Source organism: Microbacterium sp. Bi98 (assembly GCF_918698045.1).
GTDB lineage: Bacteria > Actinomycetota > Actinomycetes > Actinomycetales > Microbacteriaceae > Microbacterium.
Genome location: NZ_CAKKLK010000001.1, coordinates 441,289 through 462,465 on the forward strand (window position 1 = coordinate 441,289; position 21,177 = coordinate 462,465).

The window sequence follows — 21,177 nt, forward strand, 5'->3', positions numbered from 1 at the left end:
ATTCAATCCTCATCGGCGAAAGCCTCCAGAATCGCTTCCTCGCAGAAGACGCGCTCGTCGACGGCCTCATAGTCGGCCGACTTCGGATTCCGGCCGGCGGCCTCGGGGGACGCCGGAGGGGCGACCGGGTGTTCGGCATCTGCATCCGCGTCCGCCTCGGCGCCTCGCGCCACATGCTCGGACAGGAAGTAGGCCATCACCTTCTCGACAGTCTCGGGCCGCACGTTTCGCCCGGTCTCGTCGAACGGCTCATTGCCGGGCGCGTGGGAGGTGACGATCTCGTAGGACGGGAAGTAGTCGATGTCATCGAATTCCGATGCCAGCATCCCCGCCGCTGCACGCAGTACGGCTTTGGAGTAGGTGGTGGCGACCAGGACGTTGTCGTCGGTTGCGGTCGCGGCGAGCGGGACGGGCGAAACCGTCAGCAGGAACTTGATGCCGGGGTTCACGGTCCGCACGAGGGTGCGGAACTCGGTGAAGTCCTGCACGATCTCGGAGACGGTGAAATTGTGGAACCGGTAACGGTCAGGATCGTAATCGCCCGCGATGGTGCCGGGAGCGGTCGGGTAGATCGTTCCGGATCGGACATCCTCCCATCCCTCCGTGAGCCCCAGCGTGAAGACGAGGACATCGGAGTCCGTGAGGACCGATCTCACTGCGACGATGTGCTCGGCGCGCTGTCGTTCCACGTGTGCAGCACTGGCGAGGCCCTCGGGCTCGACGGCAGGACGGAGTGCGTCGAACCAGCGATCGCCCCGCTGCCAGGCGATGTCCTCGCGCACGGAGCCGGAGAACGCCTCCTGGGCGAGCTGCAGCAGTTGCCGGACGAAGTAGATGTTGCCGTAGCGGGCGGAGTAGACGCCGTAGCCGTGCTCTCGCAGCAGTTCGACGTCGACGTTGCCGGGTCCGGGCTCGGCGTCCACGACGTTGTAGCCGGCCCCGCGCAGGTACCGGGAGATGTGCTGTGCGAAACAGCTGCCCGCGGTAGCCACGGAGGAGCTCGGATCGATCTCGAACTTCTTCGTGTAGATGCCCTGCAGGTCGGTGACATCTCGACCCGAGATGGACTTCTTCCAGAAAGTACGACCAGGCCGCCCCCGGTAGGGCGATCGCGCGACCGGTGTGCCTGACTGTGATTCGGTGCTCATCTGATATCCATCTCCCCCGATATCCTCTACTGCCATTTCGCTCGGCCCAGGGCCGACGTCGGGATGGACCCGACCTTCGATCCTGGGCCGTGCGCGCCTCATGTCACGCGGAGCCGGAGTGCTCGACTTCCTCGATCAGCTGGTCGCGGAGACGGTTCATGAAGGCCGTGGACCTCTCGCGCAGCATAGCCACCTGCTGCGGATCGATCGGAGCGGGGCCTGTCTCACCGAAGATCTCGATCAGCTTGTCGGAGTGGTGAGCCGCGACGAGCTCGCTCCGCCCGATGCGCTCCATGAACGCGCGGTTCTTGTTCGTGGGCACCAGGACGATCGACGGCACGCCGTACATGGTCGCGACGACTGTCCCGTGGAACTTCATGCTCGCGAGCACGGTGCACTCGCCGATCGCGCGGGTCAGGACGTCGAGGTCCTCGGAGTGCACGACCTCCTTGTCCTCGACCTGAAGCGCCGGAGCGTTCGCGAAGTCGCGCTCGCCCACCGAACCCGTGCCGAGGATGATGTGACGAATGCGGAATCCACGCCGCTTCGCGTGTGCGGCCAGCTCTTCGAGCTTCGTGTAGTCGTCAGGCGTGTCGACGCGCCGCTGGCGCGTGACGATGCCGAGAATGGGCTGCCCTGCGGGCTTCTTGACCTCGGGCAGGTCGAGCGAGCAGACGATGTCCGGCTCACTCGTCACCGGTGCGGTGGGCTCGAGCTTCTCGCGGATCCAGTTCGCACCGAAATCGTCGCGCATCCCGATCAGCTGAACGTTCTCGTGGCCGAAGAAGCTCCGCAGACGGTTGATGATGTGCGGCTTCTCCTTGTGCTTCTCGGAGCCGTGATAGATCGGCACTCCCACTCCGGCCACGTAGAACGGCTTCTGGAGGTAGGTGCGATCGAAGTAGCGCGGGTCGGTGTTCCACTGCTGGACGAGATCGCCGCCGCCCATCACGATGGCATCGACCTCAGCGACCTTCTCCTCCACGGGACGGCTGAAGTAGGGCTGGCGCTCGAGGTCAGGGATGATCTGGATGTCGAACGTCGGAGCGAGGAACTGCTGGAAGACATCGACGAACAGCTCATCACCGTAGTTGCCGTGACCGAAGAACCCGACGAGTCCGATCGACTTCTTGGTCGCCGGGGTCTGGGCACTGACCTGCTTCGTGGCGACAGGGGCCGGTGCGGTGACGGCCTTCGCTGTCCGCTGCTCGCTCGCTTTAGGGAGCGCGGGCGTGCCGGACGCGACCTGCTTCTCGAGAGACTCGCGCAGCGCGGCGAGCTCGCTGTGCACGCCGGCCACCTCCGACTTCACAGCTGAGAGTTCCCTCCGGCTGAGTGAGATGTCGGAGACGAGACCTCGTGCGACGTCCGCCGTCTGATCCGCTGCGGTGCGGGCCGAGCGGGAGAGCTGGCCCAACCGGCGGATGGCGCCTCGTCGACTGGCGAACTGAAGCTGGGCGAACACGCCGATCAGTGCGGCCAGGATGGCGACCACGGCGACCGCCCAGTCGGTCAACCCCACGAGCGCGAGGGTGGCGGCGATGCTGCCCCCCACGAGGAACACGGCGGCAGACGCGATATCGCGACCCGTGTAGCGGGACATAAAACTCCTTCAGAGCCCACGGGCGCGGGCCAGCAACTTCGATCGACGGTCAGGGGGTGGCGCGGCTGCACCGGATACGGCTGTGATCAGCCTACAGTCCTGGAGAATATCGGTCAGAACGGTGACCGTCCGAGATTTCCGACGACTCGACCTGACGCCTGCTCGCGCCTCAGACAGGAATCCGCACCGTAGGAGCGTCGCCCGTCTCCCAGAAGTCCGCGTCCAAGACGCGGGTCACCGGGTCGGGCTCCTCCGCCCACACCGCAGCCTGCCGTGCGCCCTCGGACGAGCGAGCAGCCGCTCGAGCCTCATTCTGGCGCTGCAGTTCGGCCGCGGCAGCGCGACGCTCCCACAGCTCGCGTTCGATCATGGTGCGATCTCTGGCGTGGATCATCGCCCTCAGGATCATCGCGAGCAGCAGCCCCAGGTACCCGCCGACCGTGTTCGACAGCACGTCGAGAACGGTAGACACGCGCTCGTCCAGGGCGATGCCCTGCGTGAACTCGATCGCTCCGGAGAAAGCCGGCAGCAGGAAGATCGCGAGCCACCAGGCCTTGCGCGCGAGCGCGAGTCCGAGCAGGAATCCGAGCGGCACGAACATGCCGATGTTGGCGACGAACTCCAGCTCGTTGTAGCCGAACCGCTCGGGCACCCCGAGGTTGTGCAGTGCGCGGAGCACGCGCCCGGCGATGCTGTCGAACTCGAGCTGCTCGGGCTGCGGCCACATCGTCACCAGCAGCACGAAGGCGGAGTAGACGATGAGCAGCAGCGTCGAGATCCACAGCCGCGCATGGCTTCGCGGAGGCGGCGGTCCCACGTGGATCTGTGTCATGGTCGCGTTCCTCTCATGCCCGGGGCCGGGCGACGACGCCTGCGGACAGACTCGGGCCATGCTATCGATCGTCGATCGCATCTCGCCGCGAAGTCACCGAGAAACCGCCCCGAGGCCCACTGCCCCGGGTACGACACAGGGGCCGGACCCGAAGGCCCGACCCCTGTGCGAGAAAGCAGATGCTTACTTGATGATCTTCGTGACCGTACCGGCGCCGACGGTGCGTCCACCCTCACGGATGGCGAAGCCGAGGCCCTCCTCCATGGCGATCGGCTGGATCAGCTCGACCGTCACGTCGGTGGTGTCGCCGGGCATGACCATCTCGGTGCCCTCGGGCAGCGTGATGACGCCGGTGACGTCGGTGGTGCGGAAGTAGAACTGCGGGCGGTAGTTCGTGTAGAACGGGTTGTGACGCCCACCCTCATCCTTGGACAGGATGTACGCGGTACCGGCGAAGTCGGTGTGCGGCGTGACCGAACCCGGCTTGACGATGACCTGACCGCGCTCGACGTCCTCACGCTTCGTGCCACGGAGCAGGAGACCACAGTTCTCGCCGGCCCATGCCTCGTCGAGCTGCTTGTGGAACATCTCGATACCCGTGACCGTGGTCTTGACGGTCGGACGGAGTCCGACGATCTCGACCTCGGAGTTGATGGCCAGCGTGCCACGCTCGGCGCGGCCGGTGACGACGGTTCCACGACCGGTGATCGTGAAGACGTCCTCGACGGGCATGAGGAACGGCTTGTCCTTGTCGCGCACGGGGTCGGGAACGTTGTTGTCGACGGCCTCCATGAGGTCGAGGATGGACTGGGTCCACTTCTCGTCACCCTCGAGTGCCTTCAGAGCGGAGACGCGGACGACAGGAGCGTCCTCGGCGAAGCCCTGCGAGGCGAGCAGCTCGGAGACCTCAAGCTCGACGAGCTCCAGGATCTCCTCGTCGTCGACCATGTCGGCCTTGTTCAGTGCGACGAGCAGGTAGGGGACGCCGACCTGCTTGGCGAGCAGCACGTGCTCACGCGTCTGAGCCATCGGGCCGTCGGTGGCGGCGACCACGAGGATCGCGCCGTCCATCTGAGCAGCACCGGTGATCATGTTCTTGACGTAGTCGGCGTGGCCGGGAGCGTCAACGTGCGCGTAGTGGCGCTTCGGGGTCTCGTACTCGATGTGCGAGATGTTGATGGTGATTCCACGCTGGCGCTCTTCCGGCGCCGAGTCGATGGAAGCGAAGTCGCGCTGCACGTTCGTGTCGGAGGGGTACTTGTCAGCAAGCACCTTCGAGATCGCTGCGGAGAGCGTGGTCTTGCCGTGGTCGACGTGACCGATGGTTCCGATGTTGACGTGCGGCTTGGTCCGCTCGAACTTGGCCTTAGCCACTTGGTCCTCCTCAGGACGTCGTGTAGAGGTCACCGGGCACTGGATTGCGACCGGATCTCTACGGGTTAGGTTCTCAGTTTAGTAGAGAGGGAATGTGAAGTTGTAGGGGACCTGGGAGCCGGGCGTGAACCCGGCTCCCAGGAAAGTGTTACTCGCCGCCGCCCTGGTGCTTCTGGACGATCTCGTCGGCCACAGCGCGGGGAACCTCAGCGTAGCTGTTGAACTCCATCGAGTAGACGGCGCGGCCCGAGGTCTTCGAGCGCAGGTCGCCGATGTAGCCGAACATCTCGGACAGCGGGACGTGTGCACGGACGACCTTGACGCCTGCGGCGTCCTCCATCGACTGGATCTGGCCACGACGCGAGTTCAGGTCGCCGATGACGTCGCCCATGTACTCCTCGGGAGTACGCACCTCGACCGCCATGAGCGGCTCGAGAAGCGCCGGGTTCGCCCGACGAAGGGCTTCCTTCATGCCCATCGATCCTGCGATCTTGAACGCCATCTCCGAGGAGTCGACGTCGTGAGCAGCACCATCGACGATGGTCGCCTTGACACCCACGATGGGGTATCCGGCGAGCACGCCGACGTTCATCGCGTCCTGGAAGCCGGCATCGATCGAGCCGATGTACTCACGCGGGATGCGACCACCGGTGACCGCGTTGACGAACTCATACGTCTTCTCGTCGTCGAGGTCGAGCGGCTCGATGTTGAACTGGATCTTCGCGAACTGACCCGATCCACCGGTCTGCTTCTTGTGCGTGTAGTCGTACTTCTCGACGCCCTTGCGGATCGTCTCGCGGTACGCCACCTGCGGCTTGCCGACGTTGGCCTCGACGTTGAACTCGCGCTTCATGCGATCGACGAGGATGTCGAGGTGCAGCTCGCCCATGCCCTTGATGGTCGTCTGACCGGTCTCGGGGTTGAGCTCCGTGCGGAAGGTCGGGTCCTCTTCAGCGAGCTTCTGGATGGCGACACCCAGCTTCTCCTGGTCGGCCTTGGTCTTCGGCTCGATCGCGACCTCGATGACGGGCTCGGGGAACGTCATCGACTCGAGGACGACCGGCGAGGCCGGGTCGGTGAGGGTGTCACCGGTGGTGGTGTCCTTCAGACCGATGACGGCGTAGATGTTGCCGGCGGTGACCGAGGGAACCGGGATCTCCTTGTTGGCGTGCATCTGGAAGATCTTCCCGATGCGCTCCTTCTTGCCCTTGGTCGAGTTGATGACCGCAGCGCCGGAGTCGAGCTGTCCCGAGTAGACGCGGACGTAGGTCAGGCGACCGAAGAACGGGTGCACGGCGACCTTGAACGCGAGAGCCGCGAACGGGTCCTTCGCGTCGGGGTGACGCTCGATGATCGTGTCGTAGTCCTTGGGGTCGTGCGCCTCGATCGAGCCCACGTCGAGCGGGTTCGGGAGGTAGTCGACGACGGCATCCAGCATCGGCTGCACGCCACGGTTCTTGAACGCGGAACCGCAGAGGACCGGGTAGATCTCGGAAGCCACGGTGAGCTTGCGGATCGCGCCCTTGATCTCGGCGACGGTCAGCTCCTCGCCACCGAAGAACTTCTCGAGCAGCGCGTCGTCGGTCTCGGCGACCGTCTCGAGGAGCTGCTGACGGTACTCGTCGGCCTTCTCCTTGAGGTCGGCCGGGATCTCCTGGATCTCGTAGGAGGCACCCATGGTGACGTCACCCTTGGAGTCACCCGCCCAGACGAGCGCGCGCATCTCGACGAGGTCGACGACGCCGATGAAGTCGTTCTCCGCACCGATGGGCAGCTGGATGACCAGCGGCTTGGCGCCGAGGCGGTTGATGATGGTGTCGACGGTGAAGTAGAAGTCCGCGCCGAGCTTGTCCATCTTGTTGACGAAGCAGATGCGGGGGACGTTGTACTTGTCGGCCTGACGCCACACGGTCTCGGACTGGGGCTCGACGCCCTCCTTGCCGTCGAAGACGGCGACAGCACCGTCGAGGACGCGGAGCGAGCGCTCCACCTCGACCGTGAAGTCCACGTGACCGGGGGTGTCGATGATGTTGATCTGGTTCTTGTTCCAGTAGCAGGTCACGGCGGCAGACGTGATCGTGATGCCGCGCTCCTTCTCCTGCTCCATCCAGTCGGTGGTCGAGGCACCGTCGTGGGTCTCGCCGAGCTTGTGGTTGACGCCCGTGTAGAACAGGATGCGCTCGGTCGTGGTGGTCTTGCCAGCATCGATGTGAGCCATGATGCCGATGTTCCGAACCTTGCTCAGGTCGGTGAGCACGTCTTGTGCCACAGGAGTGTCCTTATCTTTTGTGCAGTCGTACTGCGAAGAGGGGGGTGCCCGCCCCTGATGTGTGATCGGGGGCGGGCGAAGCTGTTTACCAGCGGTAGTGAGCGAACGCGCGGTTCGACTCGGCCATCTTGTGCGTGTCCTCGCGGCGCTTGACCGCTGCACCGAGACCGTTCGACGCGTCGAGGATCTCGTTCTGGAGACGCTCGGTCATCGTCTTCTCACGACGACCCTTGGCGTAGCTGACGAGCCAGCGCAGCGCGAGGGTGTTCGCGCGGTGCGGCTTGACCTCGACCGGAACCTGGTAGGTCGAGCCACCGACGCGGCGGCTCTTGACCTCGAGAGTCGGGCGCACGTTGTCGAGCGCCTTCTTCAGAGTGGCGACGGCGTCCTGACCGTTCTTCGCCTCGACGCCACGGAGGGCGTTGTAGACGATCGACTCGGCGAGGGACTTCTTGCCGTCGACCAGGATCTTGTTGACCAGCTGGCTGACGATCGGAGCGCCGTATACCGGGTCGTTGACGACGGGACGCTTGGGGGCGGGACCCTTACGAGGCATTGGACTCAGCCCTTCTTTGCGCCGTAGCGGCTGCGAGCCTGCTTACGGTTCTTGACGGCCTGGGTGTCCAGGGCGCCACGGACGATCTTGTAACGGACACCGGGGAGGTCCTTGACACGGCCTCCACGGACGAGCACCAGCGAGTGCTCCTGGAGGTTGTGACCCTCACCGGGGATGTAGGCGGTGACCTCGGTGCCGTTGCGGAGCTTCACACGAGCGACCTTGCGCATCGCCGAGTTCGGCTTCTTCGGGGTGGTGGTGTAGACGCGGGTGCAGACCCCGGCCTGCTGCGGGTTCGACTTGAGTGCAGGCGCCTTGGTCTTCGAGACCTTGGGCGAGCGACCCTTGCGAACCAACTGCTGAATGGTTGGCACGTTCTCTCCTCATAATGCTGCACGGTGACAGCGTGATGGGTTTCACATCAGTGACCCACCGGCACGCCGGAATCGACGAGCCTTTGTGGTGGTGGGTATGCCGTGGGGGCGGACCGGCATGGTGCCGACGCCCAGCGCGCACGTCGAGACGTGCACACACCTGATCAAGTGTAATGCCGCGTAACGTGGTGGTCAAATGAAGGCCGCTCAGCGGCGGTCGCTAGGCCTGGTCCGAGTCGAACGGGGAGTCGAGCGAATCGGTGAGCTCGGCGAGCAGCGCCTCGATCTGCGGCTCGACATGCTGCGAGATCGCGGCCTGGATGTAGATGCGGTGGCGCAGCAGGATGCCGCAGATCTCACGGCCGACCATGTTCGCGTACTCGTCGGCGAGGGCCACCTCCTGTCGCAGCGCCACCTTCGCCTCGTCGCTCAGCGGCGGCAACGGCGGCAGATCGTCGACCGCCTCGTCCGCCAGTCCCGCGATCGTGAAGAGGAACGGCGCACCGGGGACCGGCTCCGGATCGAGCGGGAGTCCGTCGAACTCCGGATCCAGCCCGTCGGCCGGACGGTAGCTGCGCGCCCGGTTCCGTGCGGCCTGCTGGTCGAGCTCGCGCTGGAGCATCGGGAGGTTTCTTGCGGTGTACTCGGCCACGGCATGGTCGACGATCGTCTTGATCCGAGTCGAGAGGCCGTGCTGCACGCCGTGCGGCGTGTTCGAGCCGATGCCCGCCGCCGACAGGATCGGCGAGCCCAGGCAACGCCGACAGGGCGCGACCCGACCACGATGGGTCGCCGGCTCCCAGCGCGGCACCCACCGCAACCAGGCCTCGACGGCCTGGTCGACCTGCGTCTCCAACGAGCGCTCCACACGTAGAGCGTACGGCGCGTGCACCGCTGCTGCCGAGATTTCGTCTCGACGGCGGGGCGTCATTCCTCGTCGTCGCGCTCCCACGGCCACTGCGGCTGCTGCGCGCGCGTGCGGCGCAGCGCGATGCCGCCCCAGGCGGCGATGGCCCCGGCGGCCAACAGCACCGCGCTCGCCCCGCCACGGACGAGATCGCCCGCGACGACCGTCGCGACGATCAGGTCACCGCTCGCGACCGCGACCGCGATCCAGAGGACGACCAGATGCGCGAGCGCCGTGGCCAGCGCGACGGCGGGCGCCGCGAGGAACGACGGATGCGATCGCCGCAGCGACCCCCAGAGCGACAGCGCGAACGCCACCACCGCCGCGAGCATCCCGACCGCTCCCGGCACCTGCCCCAGGCCAGGGACGGCGATGATGTCCCGGTCGGTGGCCACGCTCAGCGCGCCGAGGCCGAACACCGCCAGGGCGAAGAAGCTGATCGCGGCGAGAACCAGAGCCAGGATGGCCGAAACCCCCGGGGACGCGGGTCCACGGGGGTTCGGCGATGACATGTTCGTGATTACCTCGAGAGCGTCGGACCGGCCTCGAGCGTGCGCTCGTACTCACGCTGCGCCTCGGCGTTGAGCTCGGTCTTGCGCGCCCCGCTGCGGGCGACCCACGCGCCGAACCAGATGGTCAGCTCGCGGCCGAAGACGAACGCCGCGATGGCGAGCGGGTGGAAGAGCTGGGCACCGATGAGCTCGCTCCCCTCCCGAGCCGTGAGCAGCCAGAACGGCGCCTCGAAGAGAGCACCGAGGATGTGTCCGCCGTAGGCGATGAGCCCGACGATGATGCCGAAGACCACCCAGAGACCCCAGCGTCCGCGGTTGATGAACGCTCCGAGAAGCCAGAAGCCGAGGAAGAACACCACGACGGGGACCCAGAAGCCCCAGGTCATCAGCGGAGCGAGAGCCGCTTCGCCGATGTTCTCGCCCGTGATGTCACCCGCGACGGCACGAAGGCCGAGCGTCGCACCCAGGTAGAGGATCGCGAAGGCGACGGTAGCGAGCAGACCGATCGCACCGGCGGTGCCGCGGTTTCCCCGCTCGCGGGGCGGCTCGGGAGCCTGGACGAAGATCGGCTGCTGCTGGACCGGCGCGATGACCGGTTCGGCGGCGGCAGGCTCGGACGGGACGATCCGGGTCTCGGTGTTGTCGGCCGACGAGTACGCGGCTCCGGCGAGAGCGGACTGCTCGTGCGCGACCGGCGGCGTGTAGGCGGGGGGTGCGTCCGCATCCGTGCCGAACGACTTCGTCGTGTCGGCATCCGTGTTCCGCGACGTCGTCGTGGCGTCTGCGTCGAGGTACTTCGGGTCGTTGAGCTCGGGCGTCGCGAAGGTACCGGGGTGATCCTTCTCGGCGGCTTCGAACGCGGCGACATCCGGGTCGACGGCGGGCTGGGCAGGTGTCGGAGCCGACGTGTCGTGCGCAGCGTCCGCGGGCGTGCCATGCACGCCTGCACCCGCTGCGGCGGCGGCGTCGAGTCCAGCGTTCGCGCTGTCGACGACGTCGTTGACGTCCTTCGGCCGCTCGGGCTGGGGAACCTCGGGGTCACTCATGGGGGTGCGCCTCTCATCGGATGTGTGCATTGCGAGATTACCGCCGCCCGACCGCACCCCGAGGGAGGCGTGCCGACGTGTCGTGCAGCCCGTGATCGCTAGGGAAGCGTCGAACGGAGGGTGTCGCCGACGAACGATGCGACGACCGGCACGATCGGCATCGAGAACCAGACGAGAGCGCCGATCACGCCCGCGCACAGCACTCCGGCGACCCAGCTGATCGCCACGTTCCGCCCGGCCACACGCGTCATGTCATCACGCTACGGCCGCCGTCGCACGACGGGTGATCGCAACGCCGCGAACGCTGCGACCATGATCGCGGATCAGCCCTTCGTGGCGCCCGCGGTCAGTCCGCCGACGATGTACCGCTGCAGGAACAGGAACAGGATCATCACCGGGATGGCGGCCATCACCGCGCCGGCCGAGAAGGCCGACCAGTCCGCGTATCGCGGGTTGGCGACGAGCTTGGTGAGACCGACCACCAGGGTCTGCTGCTCGACATCGACGAGCATGACGCTCGCGATCACGTACTCGTTCACCGTGCCGATGAACGACAGCAGCGCGACGACCGCGAGGATCGGCGCGACCAGCGGCAGGATCATCGTGAAGAAGATGCGCGCGTGTCCGGCGCCGTCGATGCGCGCCGCTTCATCGAGCTCCATCGGCAGGGTGTTGAAGAACCCGTACATCAAATAGGTGTTCACCCCGAGCGCGCCGCCGAGGTAGACGAGGATCAACCCCGTGTGCGTGTTCAGTCCGATCGCGGGGAACCAGTCCCCCAGCGTCGACATCAGCAGGAAGATCGCGACCACGGCGAGGAGCTGCGGGAACATCTGCACGACGACGATCGTGACGAGGCCGATGCGGCGACCCGCGAAGCGCATGCGCGAGAAGGCGTATGCCGCGAGGGCGCCGATGAACACCGTCACGGCTCCCGTGACCACGGCGATGACGAGCGTGTTCAGGAACCACAGCCCGTAGGGGTTCTGCGGGTCGCTCAGGATGCGCACGTAGCTGTCGAAGCCGAACGCCGAGAACAGCTGGTTCGATCCGGTCAGTGTTCCTCTCGGATTGAGCGAGGCCGAGACGACGTACAGCAGCGGGAACAGCGCGAAGGCGCTGACGACGATGGCGACCACATGGCGCCATCCGGTGTCGGCGAACCATGCGCCGAAGCTGCGGCGACGCGGCGCGAGGTCCTGTTCGACGGCGACGGGGCGGGCGGTGGTGCCGATGTCCGTGGTGCTCATGTCAGTTCAGCTCCTCGAGGGCCTTGGTCTTGCGGAAGCTGATGATCGAGATCGTCGCGACCACGATGAAGATCAGGATCGTGAACGCGGAGGCGAGGCCGTAGTCGCGGGACTGCCCCGTGAAAGCCACCTTGTAGACCATCGAGATCAGGATGTCGGTGTGCCCGACCGGGATGCTGACATCGTCGAACCGCGGCCCGCCCTTGGTCAGCATGTAGATCAGGTTGAAGTTGTTGAAGTTGAACGCGAACGACGAGATCAGCAGCGGCGCCACCGTGACGAGCAGCAGCGGAAGCTTGATGCGCCGGAAGACCTGCCACGGGTTGGCGCCGTCCATCACCGCGGCCTCGTTGACGTCTTCGGGGATGCCCTGGAGGGCGCCCATGCAGACGAGGAACATGTAGGGGAAGCCGAGCCAGAGGTTCACCAGCAGCACCGAGACCTTCGCGAGGTTCGGATCGGTGAGCCACGGGATGTCCGCTCCCCCGAAGATCACCTGGTTGATGAAGCCGAAGCTCTCGTTCATCATCCCGGCCCAGACGAGCGCGGAGAGGAACGCGGGGAATGCGTACGGGAGGATCAGGATGATCCGGTACCCGTTGCGGAACCGCATCCGCGTGTTGTTGAACACCAGCGCGAGGAGCAGGCCGAGGAAGAACGTCGTCGCCACGGAGAGCACCGCGAACACGAAGGTCCAGATCGTCACCGAGATGAGCGGGCCGCGGATCGAGTCGTCGGTCACCGCGCGCACGAAGTTGTCGAACCCGACGGTGGTCTGCCAGCCGGGAAGCAGCTCGGCGCCGTCCTCGGCGATGAACGAGCCCTCCCCCGTGTCGGAGTACACCGCGCCGGTCGTGGTGTCGGTGATGGTGTCGGCATCCGCGTCGTACTCGAGCGTCGAGACGTACAGGTAGCCCTTCTGGCCGTCGGGCGCACGCAGGCTGCCGTCGTTGGGGTCGTCGCTGAACGGCACCGAGAGCTTCTCCAGCTCTTCCGAGAGCGTGAACACCTTCGCGAGGGGCAGCGTGGTCCAGCCGTCGACGGCCACAGCCTGGTCGCCGTCGAACTCGGCGTCGACCTCCTCCAGGGGCTGCTCGGCCGTGCCGAGCAGCGCGTCGCCGGAGTCGGGATCGGTCACCAGCAGGCCGTAGGTGCCGAACTGCTCGACGACCGTGACCGGGTACGTCGGGGAGTCCTCGACGCGCTCCTGGGCGGAGGCGAGGAGCGACGAGATCGCCTGGTCCTTCGTGCCGTTGTGGCCGGTGCCGTAGTTGGTGAAGCCGATGTACCCGGTGTACAGCAGCGTGAACACCTGGAAGATGATCAGGAAGATGATGCCGGGCGTGAGGTACTTCGCGGGGATGCGCTTGCGCGAGAAGTAGATGTAGTTGACGAGCACGGTGACGGCCACGACCAGGCCGAGCACCAGCCACTCCTGCTGCCCGAAGAGGACGAACGCCGCATACAGCGCGATGGCGTCGACGATCGCCAGCAGCAGGATCTTCAGGAGCATCCAGCCGATCGGCCCGGATGCGGCCTCGGCGATGCCGGCGGCCTGGCGCTGGCGCTTGGTGAGTGGAGCCGTGGGCTCGGCGGTGTCTGTCATCTCGTCCCCGTCGTCGAGCTGCCGGGGCGGACGAGGTCCGCCCCGGCAGGGATGGTGCTGGGTGTGTTACTTGATCGCTGCGGTGACGTCGTCGACGAGCTTCTGCCACGTCGACGCCGGGTCGGAGCCGTTGATGATCGCGGCCTCGGCCACGCCCCAGAACTCCCAGACCGATCCCATCGCGGGGATCGCGGGCATCGGGACGGCATCCGCACCGACGGCCTGGAAGCCGGCGATGATCGGGTCGGAGGCGGCGGAATCGGCGGCGGCCGTCAGCGCGGGGAGGATGTTGCCGGCCTCGAACAGCTCGAGCTGCACCTCTTCGGTGCCGATGTAGTTCACGAGGAAGTCGTTCGCGGCGACCTTGTTCTTCGACTCGGAGCTCACGAAGAAGCCCTTGACACCGGCGAACGGCGACGCGGTCTCACCCGTGGGGCTGGGGATCGGGTCGATCGCGACGTTGATGCCGGCGTCGACTGCGGCGCCGACGTTCCACGGGCCGGTCAGCCAGAAGGACGCGGTGCCGTCGAGGAACTGCTGCTTGGCGATCTCGCCGTCGACGTCGGTGTTCAGCGTGCCTGCGGCGCCCTGAGCGGCGAGCCAGTCGGCGAAGGCCGTTCCGCCCTCGCTGCCGAGCTGCAGATCTGCGGAGTCGTAGCTGCCCGAGTCGTCGGTGCCGAAGACCGGAGCGCCGAACGCCGTCTGGAACGGGTACAGGTGGTACGGGTTGCCCTCGGTGCCCTGCTCGACGACGAACGCGCCCTTCGAGACCATGTCGTCGAAGCTCGTCGCGGCGGCGGGCACCATGTCGGCGTTGCGCAGCACGGCGATGTTCTCGACCGCGTAGGGAAGCATGTAGACGGTTCCGTCGTAGGTCGCCGCCTGAAGGGCGACGGGCAGGTAGTCGGCCGACGAGTCGCCGAGCTCGAGCGGGGCGACCACGCCGTTGGTCGAGAGCTCTCCGAGCCAGTCGTGCGCGCCCATGACCACATCGGGGCCCTTGCCGGTCGGCACCTGCTGGATGAAGTCGTCCTTCATGTCGTCGACGGACTTGCCGACGAGCTCGACCTTGACTCCGGTCTTCTCCTCGTAGGAGTCGGCGGCGCTCTGCAGCGCGTCGACGCGCTCGGCGTCGACCCAGACGGTCAGCGTGCCGCCGTTCTCACCCTCGGATGCGTCGCCGCCGTCGGTCGCGGTCGAGCAACCGGCCAGGGAAAGAGTCGAAACGATCGCGATGACGCCGGCGGCGACGATGCCCCTCTTGTTCACCTTCATTGGTGTGTGCCTCTCTGAGTACTGGTGGCCTGCAAGGACTGCAAGCGCTTACAGTATGCATCGAGAACGACGGGAATCGCAATGCAAAAGCCCTTCGATATCAAGCTGTAACCGCGGATTGGTGCGTGAGAGTCGATGGAAGCGCTTCCAAGCGAGCGTGAAAACGGCGGTGTCGATACACTTTGCGTATGGCTGACAGTTCCTTTGACATCGTCTCGAAAGTGGATCACCAGGAGGCCGAGAACGCCCTGAACCAGGCGCGCAAGGAGATCGAGCAGCGCTACGACTTCAAGGGCACGGGCGCCTCCATCGCCTGGAGCGGCGAGCAGATCCTGATCATCGCCGGCACCGAGGAGCGCGCGAAGGCCGTTCTCGACGTCTTCCAGTCGAAGCTCATCAAGCGCGGCATCTCGCTCAAGAGCCTCGAGTCGGGCGAACCCTTCGCCAGCGGCAAGGAGTTCCGCATCGTCTCGACCCTCAAGGACGGCATCTCCTCGGAGAACGCGAAGAAGATCAACAAGCTCATCCGCGACGAGGGTCCGAAGGGCGTGAAGAGCCAGATCCAGGGCGACGAGCTGCGCGTGCAGTCGAAGAGCCGCGACGACCTCCAGTCGGTGATCGCGCTGCTCAAGGGCGCGGATCTCGATCTCGACCTGCAGTTCATCAACTACCGCTGATCCCACAACGCAGGGGACGGATGCCGCCGCATCCGTCCCCTTTTCTGTGCCCTCGGATCCCATTCCGATATATGGGTCGGAGTGACCGAGACTGGATGCAGTCGCGTCCCGATGCGACAGACGATGCGGCGATGCATGACGCGCTGCCGAACCACGGTTCCGCGCTTCGCGGATCGCGGTTCCCGCCTTGTGGGGACTGGGCGCAGTTCAGCTCCGTGCACGCCATCGTCTGTGGTCGGCGAGTGTCCCAACACTCGCCGACCACAGAATCACCCGTACTCAATCCTGCGACGACGCGCCGACGACAAGCGCCTGCGTGATCGTCGGAAAACTCGTCTGTGGATTATTGGCATCGCGATCCACTTCGTGATGTAGTGGCCGTCCGGGCACATCATGGGGAGCCCGGATCTGGAAAGCAACTGGGGGCAGTCCATGAACACCAACAACTCGATGACGAGTATTCGAGAAAGCAAGCAGCTCTTGGCGGAGGAGGTGTTTCAGCACATCGGCGCGCAGATCGTCGACGGTGTGCTGGAGCCGGGGTATCGCATCCGCGATGTCGACGTCGCCGAAGAACTGCATGTGTCACGGACTCCGGTGCGAGAGGCGTTACAGCGTCTCGAGCGTCTCGGGCTCGTGACGATGTACCCGAGCAGATACACCGAGGTCACCGCCGTCACGGCAGAGACCGTCGAGCAGACGCTCGAGTTCGCGGGGTATCAGGCGGGGATGGCCGCGCGGATGGGCGTCGCGCGGATGAGCCAGCAGGACCGCGAGAGTCTCGCCGCACTGGTCGAGGAGATGTACACGGCGCTCGATGACGACGTGCACATCTCCAACACACGGTGGGCGGTGTTCTCGTTCCTCAGCGCGCGCAGTCGTAACGCGCAGCACCAGGTGCTGATCAACGACGCGAGCATGGCTCTCTTCCGCAATCTCCGCGGCTGGAGCGTGCCCGAGAACGACCGCGAGCGCATGCTCCAGGTCTACCGAGACTTCCACGACGCGGTGCTGCGCGGCGATGCCGACGAGGCCGAGCAGCAGGCACGTCTGATGCACTACGTCTGACCACTGGGTCGGACACTGCGCCTGATCACTGTCGGCGCGCGGCCGTCCAGCCTCTGACCCATCGGTCGAGGCGGCGATACGCTTCCTCTCTGGCCCCATGCCGCGAGAGGAAGACGTCGTGCAGGGCTCCGTCGATGCGCTCGACGGTGACAGACGGACCGAGCTTCAGCGACGCCCGCGCGATGTCGTCGACGACCAAGACCGAGTCTGCTCGGGTGAGGTCCTCCGACCATCGCGTGGGCGTCGCTGAGCGCGCGGACAGCAGCACGCACACGGGCGCGTCGATCGTCAGCCCCGCCGCGACCTTGGCGTGTCCGGTGAGGATCGCGTGGAACCACCCCGCGTGGACGGCCATCGTCTGCGCCGGACGCCAGAGGAGGTTCACCTCGACCGGATCGTCGGGGTCGGCGACCTCCTGCTGCGCGCGGGTGTAGAAGCCGAGATCGACCTGCGGCGCGACCTCCCGAGGAGCCCACCTGGCCTGCAGCTCGGCGACCGGAGCGATGAGCGGGCGGGCGGAAGCGACCTGGAACTCGAGCCAGGGGCTGTTCAGGATCACGGCATCCGCCGTCTCGCGGTGCCGCGACGCCCACAGGCTCAGGGTGAGTCCGCCGGTCGAGTGGCCGAGCAGCACGAGCCGCCGGGGGGATGCCGCGGCTCCAGTCCCGTGCCCCATCGCGGACAGAGCCGCGGCGATGTCCTCGTCGTACGCGACGAGGTCGGTGATGTAGCCGGGAGTCTGCCCATCGCGCAGACTCCGGCCGTACTTGCGCAGGTCGAGCGCGAAGAAGCGCGCCCCGCGAGACGTCCAGAATCGAGCGAGCCGCTTCTGGAAGAAGTAGTCCGACCAGCCGTGCACATAGAGCACGTCGACATCGTCCAGCGGGAGGCTCTGCCCGCGCAGCCGGTCCCACCAGGGCCGGTCCCGCGGCACCGCACGCACGAGCGTGGCGACGAGCGGTCCCTCATCGTCCTCGCCGAGCTCGAGCGTGAGCTGCTCGAACTCGTCGCCGAGGACGTCCGGTATCCACTCAGGCATGCCGCCAGGCTATCGAAACGGTGTCGACTACTGGGGAGCGGTGTGTCCGCCCGTGAGGCTGCGCACGACCTGCTGCGCGAGTGGTGCCGGATCAGCGGCCCCGGCTCCGTTGTCGAAGGTCACCAGCCGGATCCAGTCCGGACCGACTCGCACGTCGACGATCTTCTCGCCGTTCGCACCCGCGCTCGCCGTGGCGGCATCGGCTCCCTCGAGTTCGACGGGTTCGCCGTCGATCTTCTCGAACGCCCATGCCCCGGCGGGAAGCGTCGTGAGCATCAGATAGCTGGATCCTTCGTACTCGCTCCCGGCCGACTTGAAATAGCAGATGCGCGATCCGTTGACGACCTCGTACACCTCCGCTGGGATGCCCCAGCCGCCGAAGTCCGAGAAGAGCGCGGCATCCGTCACTCCGAATTCGGCATTCACCTGCTCCGGTGTGATGAAGCGCTCGCACGGCGCACCGACGATGTCGCTCTCGACGTAGTCGACGTCGCGCAGGCTCGCAGCCGCCGAGGCGGCGATCCGACGCAGCGCCTCTTCGATCGGAGCGGTGTCATCCGCTCCCAGATCGGGGTCGACGACGGTGGCCGACAGCAGCACGTCTCCGTCGGGAAGCTCGAAGCCGCAGCGCCCGTCCTCGCAACTCGCCTGCTCACCCCAGAAGCCCTGACGCTCGGTCGCGCCGGCGATCACAGCCTGGGCATCCGGCACGATCGTGACCTCCCAGCTGCGCTCCGTGTCACCCGCGGAGCACGCGATCCCCCCTGCGCGCTGGAACATGTACTGCCCGGGGCCTGGCAGCCAGCCCATCGCAGACACCAGCGACAGCGCCGGTGCGACCGGCGTCGACGGCTCCCCCACGAGTTCGGCCATGGTGGCGGCGACGTCGTCGCACGTCACATCGAACGCCGCCGCCGGTTCGACGATCGGCGCCGGCGTCGGGGACGGTGTGCCGGTCGACGACGCCGTTGCAGACGGCGACGCTGACGGCTTCGGCTCGGCGGCCGGCTCGGCAGTGCACCCTGACACCAGCAGCAGAGCGGCGGTGCCGAGGACGATCAGGGATCGCAGTCGCATCCCTTCACCCTACGGATGCCGCCCCGCAGGCGCACCGGGTGCCGACAACGATCCGGTGTCGGTCACTCTCCGCGGGAGACGCGCACCATCTCGTCACGCGGCACGACCTTGACGCGCGCGCGCTCGTGCGGCGCACCGAGAGCGACCTCGTGCTCGTCGAGCCGGTGCCAGCCTTCGAGGTCGGTCCAGTTCACACCGCGCTCGAGCAGCAGGGCGGGGATCGCCTCTTCAGACGGGTCCTCCGGGTGCCACCACGAGCCCTGGTCGTTGATGATGTGCCGCACGGTCTCCATGGCATCCGACTTGGTGTGGCCGATCAGGCCGACCGGTCCGCGCTTGATCCACCCTGTCGCGTAGATGCCGGGCATCTGCTGGTTCGAGTCCTTGGCGAGCACCTGGCCCTCGCGGTTGGGGATGACGCCGTGCTTCTTGTCGAAGGGGACGCCCGGAAGCGGCGAGCCGAAGTAGCCGATGGCGCGGTAGAGCGCCTGCAGCGGAACCTCGCGCATCTCGCCCGTGCCCACGGCACCGCCCTGTCCGTCGGGCTTCGTGCGCTCGTAGACGAGGGCCGCGACGCGACCGGCGTCGTCCTTGCGGACCTCGACCGGGCGGGCCCAGAAGTGCAGGTGCAGACGACGCGATGCCGTGCCTCCCGCATTGTTGACCGAGTCGCGCTTGCGCCACGACTGCAGGATGCGGTCGATCACCATGACCTGCTTGTTGCTGGCCACCGCGTCTTTCGACGCCTCGTCGTAGTCGAAGTCCTCGTCGTAGACGACCATGTCGACGTCACGCAGCTCGCCGAGCTCACGCAGCTCGAGCGGGGTGAACTTGACCTGAGCGGGTCCGCGGCGTCCGAACACGTGCACATCGGTGACGGCGCTCGCCTGGAGACCCTCGTAGACGTTCTCCGGCACCTCGGTGACGAGCAGGTCTTCGGCGTGCTTCGCCAGCATGCGGGCGACGTCGAGAGCGACGTTGCCATTGCCCAGCACACCGACGGATGCGGCGTCGAGCGGCCACTCGCGCGGCACATCGGGGTGGCCGTCGAACCAGCTCACGTAGTCTGCTGCCCCGTAGGCGCCGACCGCGTCGATACCGGGGATGTCGAGCGTCGTGTCACGGATCGCGCCGGTGGCGAAGATGACCGCGTTGTAGTGCTTCTTCAGGTCGTCGAGGGTGATGTCCTCACCGAACCGCACGTTGCCGAACAGACGGATGTCACCGCGGTCGAGCACATCGCGCAGCGCGTTGACGATGCCCTTGATGCGCGGGTGGTCGGGGGCGACGCCGTAGCGGACCAGGCCGTAGGGGGCGGGGAGCTGCTCGAAGAGATCGATGGAGACGTCGAACTTGCGCTCGGCCTTCAGCAGGATGTCTGCTGCGTAGATGCCGGCGGGGCCCGCTCCGACGATGGCCAGTCTGAGCTTGGTCATAAGGGGTCCTTTCGTATGCCGTCACGCCCGGCGCACGCGGCCGAGGGCCGCGATGCGATCAGCTGGAGCGTTCGACGAGGGTCTCTGCGAAACGAGTGAGCGCTTCGCGCACGGTGCCACGCGGGAGCGGGGCGAGCGCGTCGATCGCATCCTGAGTCCAGGAGTGCGCGAGCGCGAGGGTCTTCTGCGTTCCGACGTGGTCGCGGAGCTCGGTCAGCGGTCCGTCGAGGATCGCGGGGTCGGCCCCTTCGGCGATGCGCGCCACCCCGTCGTCGATGCGAGCGGCGAGACCGATCGAGGCGTCATCGGCCTCGGCCTTCAGCAGCAGGTACGGCATCGTCGGAACCCCGGCCCGCAGGTCGGTGCCCGGCACCTTGCCGGTGTCCTCGGGCTTCGCCGACAGGTCGATCACGTCGTCGAGCAGCTGGAAGGCGACGCCGATCTTCTCGCCGTACACGCGCAGCGGCTCTTCGTACTCCGACGGTGCGTTGGAGAAGATCACGCCGCCCTGCGTCGCCGCGGCGATGAGAGAGCCGGTCTTGTCGGCCAGCACCTGGAGGTAGAACTCGATGGGATCATCGTCGGGCTGAGCGCCGATCGTCTCGTGCATCTGTCCGAGGACGAGGCGCTCGAAGGTGTCGGCCTGCAGCCGGATGGCCCGCTCACCCAGACGCGACATCAGCTGGCTCGCACGGGAGAAGAGGATGTCGCCGGTCAGGATCGCGATGTTGTTGCCCCACACGGTCTGCGCCGCGGGCACTCCGCGACGGCGATCCGCACCGTCCATGACGTCGTCGTGATACAGCGAGCCGAGATGGGTGATCTCGAGCGCCTTCGCGACATCGATCACCTGATCGGTGTTGCCGTCGCCGAGCTGGGCCGCGAGCAGCGTCAGCACGGGGCGGATGCGCTTGCCCCCCGCCTCGTACAGATAGCGGCTGGCGGCATCGGCGAGCGGATCGGCCACACGCACGTCGTCGGCAAGACCGGTCTCGACGAGCTCGAGCCCGTCTTCGATCGCCTGCGCGATGCGTCGACCGGCGGTGCCGATGAAGACACGGTCGCTGAAACCGAGACGGCTCGCCAGTCGCGAACCCGGGGCTACGCGGCTCGAAGTCACGGTCTCAG

Annotated in this window: 20 protein-coding genes and 1 pseudogene; 3 read left to right on the top strand and 18 right to left on the bottom strand. The window is 66.6% G+C overall.

The annotated features are described in order from the left end of the window. Positions 1 to 2: 2 nt before the first annotated feature. The gene (locus LQZ85_RS02160) at positions 3 to 1,148 is read right to left on the bottom strand and encodes a GSCFA domain-containing protein (RefSeq protein WP_056279710.1); all 1,146 of its coding nucleotides are present in this window, start codon (positions 1,146 to 1,148) and stop codon (positions 3 to 5) included. 158 nt (positions 1,149 to 1,306) lie between these two features. On the opposite strand from LQZ85_RS02160, the gene LQZ85_RS17920 reads away from it, so the two are divergent. Beyond that, positions 1,307 to 1,408, top strand: a complete 102-nt coding sequence (locus LQZ85_RS17920; RefSeq protein WP_350223955.1) for a hypothetical protein — start codon at positions 1,307 to 1,309, stop codon at positions 1,406 to 1,408. A 71-nt stretch (positions 1,409 to 1,479) separates the two neighbouring features. Here LQZ85_RS17920 and LQZ85_RS02165 read toward each other — a convergent pair. From LQZ85_RS02165 to LQZ85_RS02225, 13 genes and pseudogenes are all read right to left on the bottom strand, one after another. Next, positions 1,480 to 2,751 (bottom strand): annotated as a pseudogene (locus LQZ85_RS02165) (polysaccharide pyruvyl transferase family protein); the annotation flags it as partial. A 169-nt stretch (positions 2,752 to 2,920) separates the two neighbouring features. After that, positions 2,921 to 3,583: a VanZ family protein gene (locus LQZ85_RS02170; RefSeq protein WP_056279707.1), complete on the bottom strand. Its 663-nt coding sequence runs from the start codon at positions 3,581 to 3,583 to the stop codon at positions 2,921 to 2,923. Between the two features lie 183 nt (positions 3,584 to 3,766). Next, positions 3,767 to 4,957 (bottom strand): elongation factor Tu, encoded by a 1,191-nt coding sequence (gene tuf, locus LQZ85_RS02175; protein ID WP_053097508.1) that lies wholly within the window; start codon positions 4,955 to 4,957, stop codon positions 3,767 to 3,769. Positions 4,958 to 5,105: 148 nt separating this feature from the next. Next, positions 5,106 to 7,226, bottom strand: coding sequence for an elongation factor G (fusA, locus tag LQZ85_RS02180; protein WP_053097509.1), 2,121 nt, complete (start codon positions 7,224 to 7,226; stop codon positions 5,106 to 5,108). Between the two features lie 85 nt (positions 7,227 to 7,311). Then, on the bottom strand, positions 7,312 to 7,782 hold the full coding sequence (gene rpsG, locus LQZ85_RS02185) for a 30S ribosomal protein S7 (protein ID WP_050722490.1): 471 nt from the start codon (positions 7,780 to 7,782) through the stop codon (positions 7,312 to 7,314). Between the two features lie 5 nt (positions 7,783 to 7,787). Further along, positions 7,788 to 8,156 carry a 30S ribosomal protein S12 gene (gene rpsL, locus LQZ85_RS02190; RefSeq protein ID WP_013584051.1) on the bottom strand — a complete coding sequence of 123 codons (369 nt, stop codon included), beginning with the start codon at positions 8,154 to 8,156 and terminating at the stop codon, positions 7,788 to 7,790. 220 nt (positions 8,157 to 8,376) lie between these two features. Continuing rightward, a complete protein-coding gene (locus LQZ85_RS02195) occupies positions 8,377 to 9,024 on the bottom strand; it encodes a hypothetical protein (RefSeq protein ID WP_053099216.1) in 648 nt (215 codons plus the stop codon). A gap of 59 nt (positions 9,025 to 9,083) precedes the next feature. After that, positions 9,084 to 9,575, bottom strand: coding sequence for a hypothetical protein (locus LQZ85_RS02200; RefSeq protein WP_056279704.1), 492 nt, complete (start codon positions 9,573 to 9,575; stop codon positions 9,084 to 9,086). A gap of 8 nt (positions 9,576 to 9,583) precedes the next feature. Next, positions 9,584 to 10,621, bottom strand: a complete 1,038-nt coding sequence (locus LQZ85_RS02205; protein ID WP_056279702.1) for a hypothetical protein — start codon at positions 10,619 to 10,621, stop codon at positions 9,584 to 9,586. 98 nt (positions 10,622 to 10,719) lie between these two features. Next, positions 10,720 to 10,872, bottom strand: a complete 153-nt coding sequence (locus LQZ85_RS02210; protein ID WP_171821933.1) for a hypothetical protein — start codon at positions 10,870 to 10,872, stop codon at positions 10,720 to 10,722. A gap of 72 nt (positions 10,873 to 10,944) precedes the next feature. Further along, positions 10,945 to 11,871: a sugar ABC transporter permease gene (locus LQZ85_RS02215; RefSeq protein WP_056279700.1), complete on the bottom strand. Its 927-nt coding sequence runs from the start codon at positions 11,869 to 11,871 to the stop codon at positions 10,945 to 10,947. A 1-nt stretch (position 11,872) separates the two neighbouring features. Continuing rightward, on the bottom strand, positions 11,873 to 13,477 hold the full coding sequence (locus tag LQZ85_RS02220; RefSeq protein WP_056279698.1) for an ABC transporter permease subunit: 1,605 nt from the start codon (positions 13,475 to 13,477) through the stop codon (positions 11,873 to 11,875). Positions 13,478 to 13,543: 66 nt separating this feature from the next. Next, positions 13,544 to 14,752 (bottom strand): maltose ABC transporter substrate-binding protein, encoded by a 1,209-nt coding sequence (locus tag LQZ85_RS02225; protein WP_053097514.1) that lies wholly within the window; start codon positions 14,750 to 14,752, stop codon positions 13,544 to 13,546. 188 nt (positions 14,753 to 14,940) lie between these two features. Here LQZ85_RS02225 and LQZ85_RS02230 point away from each other — a divergent pair, with 188 nt between their 5' ends. Beyond that, positions 14,941 to 15,429: a YajQ family cyclic di-GMP-binding protein gene (locus tag LQZ85_RS02230; RefSeq protein WP_053097515.1), complete on the top strand. Its 489-nt coding sequence runs from the start codon at positions 14,941 to 14,943 to the stop codon at positions 15,427 to 15,429. Between the two features lie 492 nt (positions 15,430 to 15,921). Then, positions 15,922 to 16,497: a GntR family transcriptional regulator gene (locus LQZ85_RS02235; RefSeq protein WP_230100395.1), complete on the top strand. Its 576-nt coding sequence runs from the start codon at positions 15,922 to 15,924 to the stop codon at positions 16,495 to 16,497. Positions 16,498 to 16,522: 25 nt separating this feature from the next. Here the strand turns inward: LQZ85_RS02235 and LQZ85_RS02240 are convergent, their stop codons facing one another. The 4 genes from LQZ85_RS02240 to LQZ85_RS02255 all read right to left on the bottom strand — a co-directional run bounded on the left by LQZ85_RS02240 (position 16,523) and on the right by LQZ85_RS02255 (position 21,169). After that, the gene (locus LQZ85_RS02240; RefSeq protein WP_056279696.1) at positions 16,523 to 17,536 is read right to left on the bottom strand and encodes an alpha/beta hydrolase; all 1,014 of its coding nucleotides are present in this window, start codon (positions 17,534 to 17,536) and stop codon (positions 16,523 to 16,525) included. 27 nt (positions 17,537 to 17,563) lie between these two features. After that, a complete protein-coding gene (locus tag LQZ85_RS02245) occupies positions 17,564 to 18,613 on the bottom strand; it encodes a hypothetical protein (protein WP_056279694.1) in 1,050 nt (349 codons plus the stop codon). Between the two features lie 62 nt (positions 18,614 to 18,675). Next, entirely contained in the window at positions 18,676 to 20,049 is a 1,374-nt protein-coding gene (locus LQZ85_RS02250) for an FAD-dependent oxidoreductase (RefSeq protein ID WP_056279692.1), read from the bottom strand. Positions 20,050 to 20,107: 58 nt separating this feature from the next. Continuing rightward, positions 20,108 to 21,169: a polyprenyl synthetase family protein gene (locus LQZ85_RS02255; protein ID WP_053097535.1), complete on the bottom strand. Its 1,062-nt coding sequence runs from the start codon at positions 21,167 to 21,169 to the stop codon at positions 20,108 to 20,110. Positions 21,170 to 21,177 lie beyond the last annotated feature (8 nt).

What these genes read in the sequence shown, in the direction of transcription:
- LQZ85_RS02160 (WP_056279710.1), bottom strand. Translation starts at nt 1,148, where the DNA reads ATGAGCACCGAATCACAGTCAGGCACACCGGTCGCGCGATCGCCCTAC.
- LQZ85_RS02245 (WP_056279694.1), bottom strand. Translation starts at nt 18,613, where the DNA reads ATGCGACTGCGATCCCTGATCGTCCTCGGCACCGCCGCTCTGCTGCTG.
- LQZ85_RS17920 (WP_350223955.1), top strand. Translation starts at nt 1,307, where the DNA reads ATGAAGGCCGTGGACCTCTCGCGCAGCATAGCCACCTGCTGCGGATCG.
- LQZ85_RS02215 (WP_056279700.1), bottom strand. Translation starts at nt 11,871, where the DNA reads ATGAGCACCACGGACATCGGCACCACCGCCCGCCCCGTCGCCGTCGAA.
- LQZ85_RS02225 (WP_053097514.1), bottom strand. Translation starts at nt 14,752, where the DNA reads ATGAAGGTGAACAAGAGGGGCATCGTCGCCGCCGGCGTCATCGCGATC.
- LQZ85_RS02210 (WP_171821933.1), bottom strand. Translation starts at nt 10,872, where the DNA reads ATGACGCGTGTGGCCGGGCGGAACGTGGCGATCAGCTGGGTCGCCGGA.
- LQZ85_RS02170 (WP_056279707.1), bottom strand. Translation starts at nt 3,583, where the DNA reads ATGACACAGATCCACGTGGGACCGCCGCCTCCGCGAAGCCATGCGCGG.
- LQZ85_RS02230 (WP_053097515.1), top strand. Translation starts at nt 14,941, where the DNA reads ATGGCTGACAGTTCCTTTGACATCGTCTCGAAAGTGGATCACCAGGAG.
- rpsG (WP_050722490.1), bottom strand. Translation starts at nt 7,782, where the DNA reads ATGCCTCGTAAGGGTCCCGCCCCCAAGCGTCCCGTCGTCAACGACCCG.
- LQZ85_RS02240 (WP_056279696.1), bottom strand. Translation starts at nt 17,536, where the DNA reads ATGCCTGAGTGGATACCGGACGTCCTCGGCGACGAGTTCGAGCAGCTC.
- LQZ85_RS02250 (WP_056279692.1), bottom strand. Translation starts at nt 20,049, where the DNA reads ATGACCAAGCTCAGACTGGCCATCGTCGGAGCGGGCCCCGCCGGCATC.
- LQZ85_RS02200 (WP_056279704.1), bottom strand. Translation starts at nt 9,575, where the DNA reads ATGTCATCGCCGAACCCCCGTGGACCCGCGTCCCCGGGGGTTTCGGCC.
- LQZ85_RS02220 (WP_056279698.1), bottom strand. Translation starts at nt 13,477, where the DNA reads ATGACAGACACCGCCGAGCCCACGGCTCCACTCACCAAGCGCCAGCGC.
- LQZ85_RS02205 (WP_056279702.1), bottom strand. Translation starts at nt 10,621, where the DNA reads ATGAGTGACCCCGAGGTTCCCCAGCCCGAGCGGCCGAAGGACGTCAAC.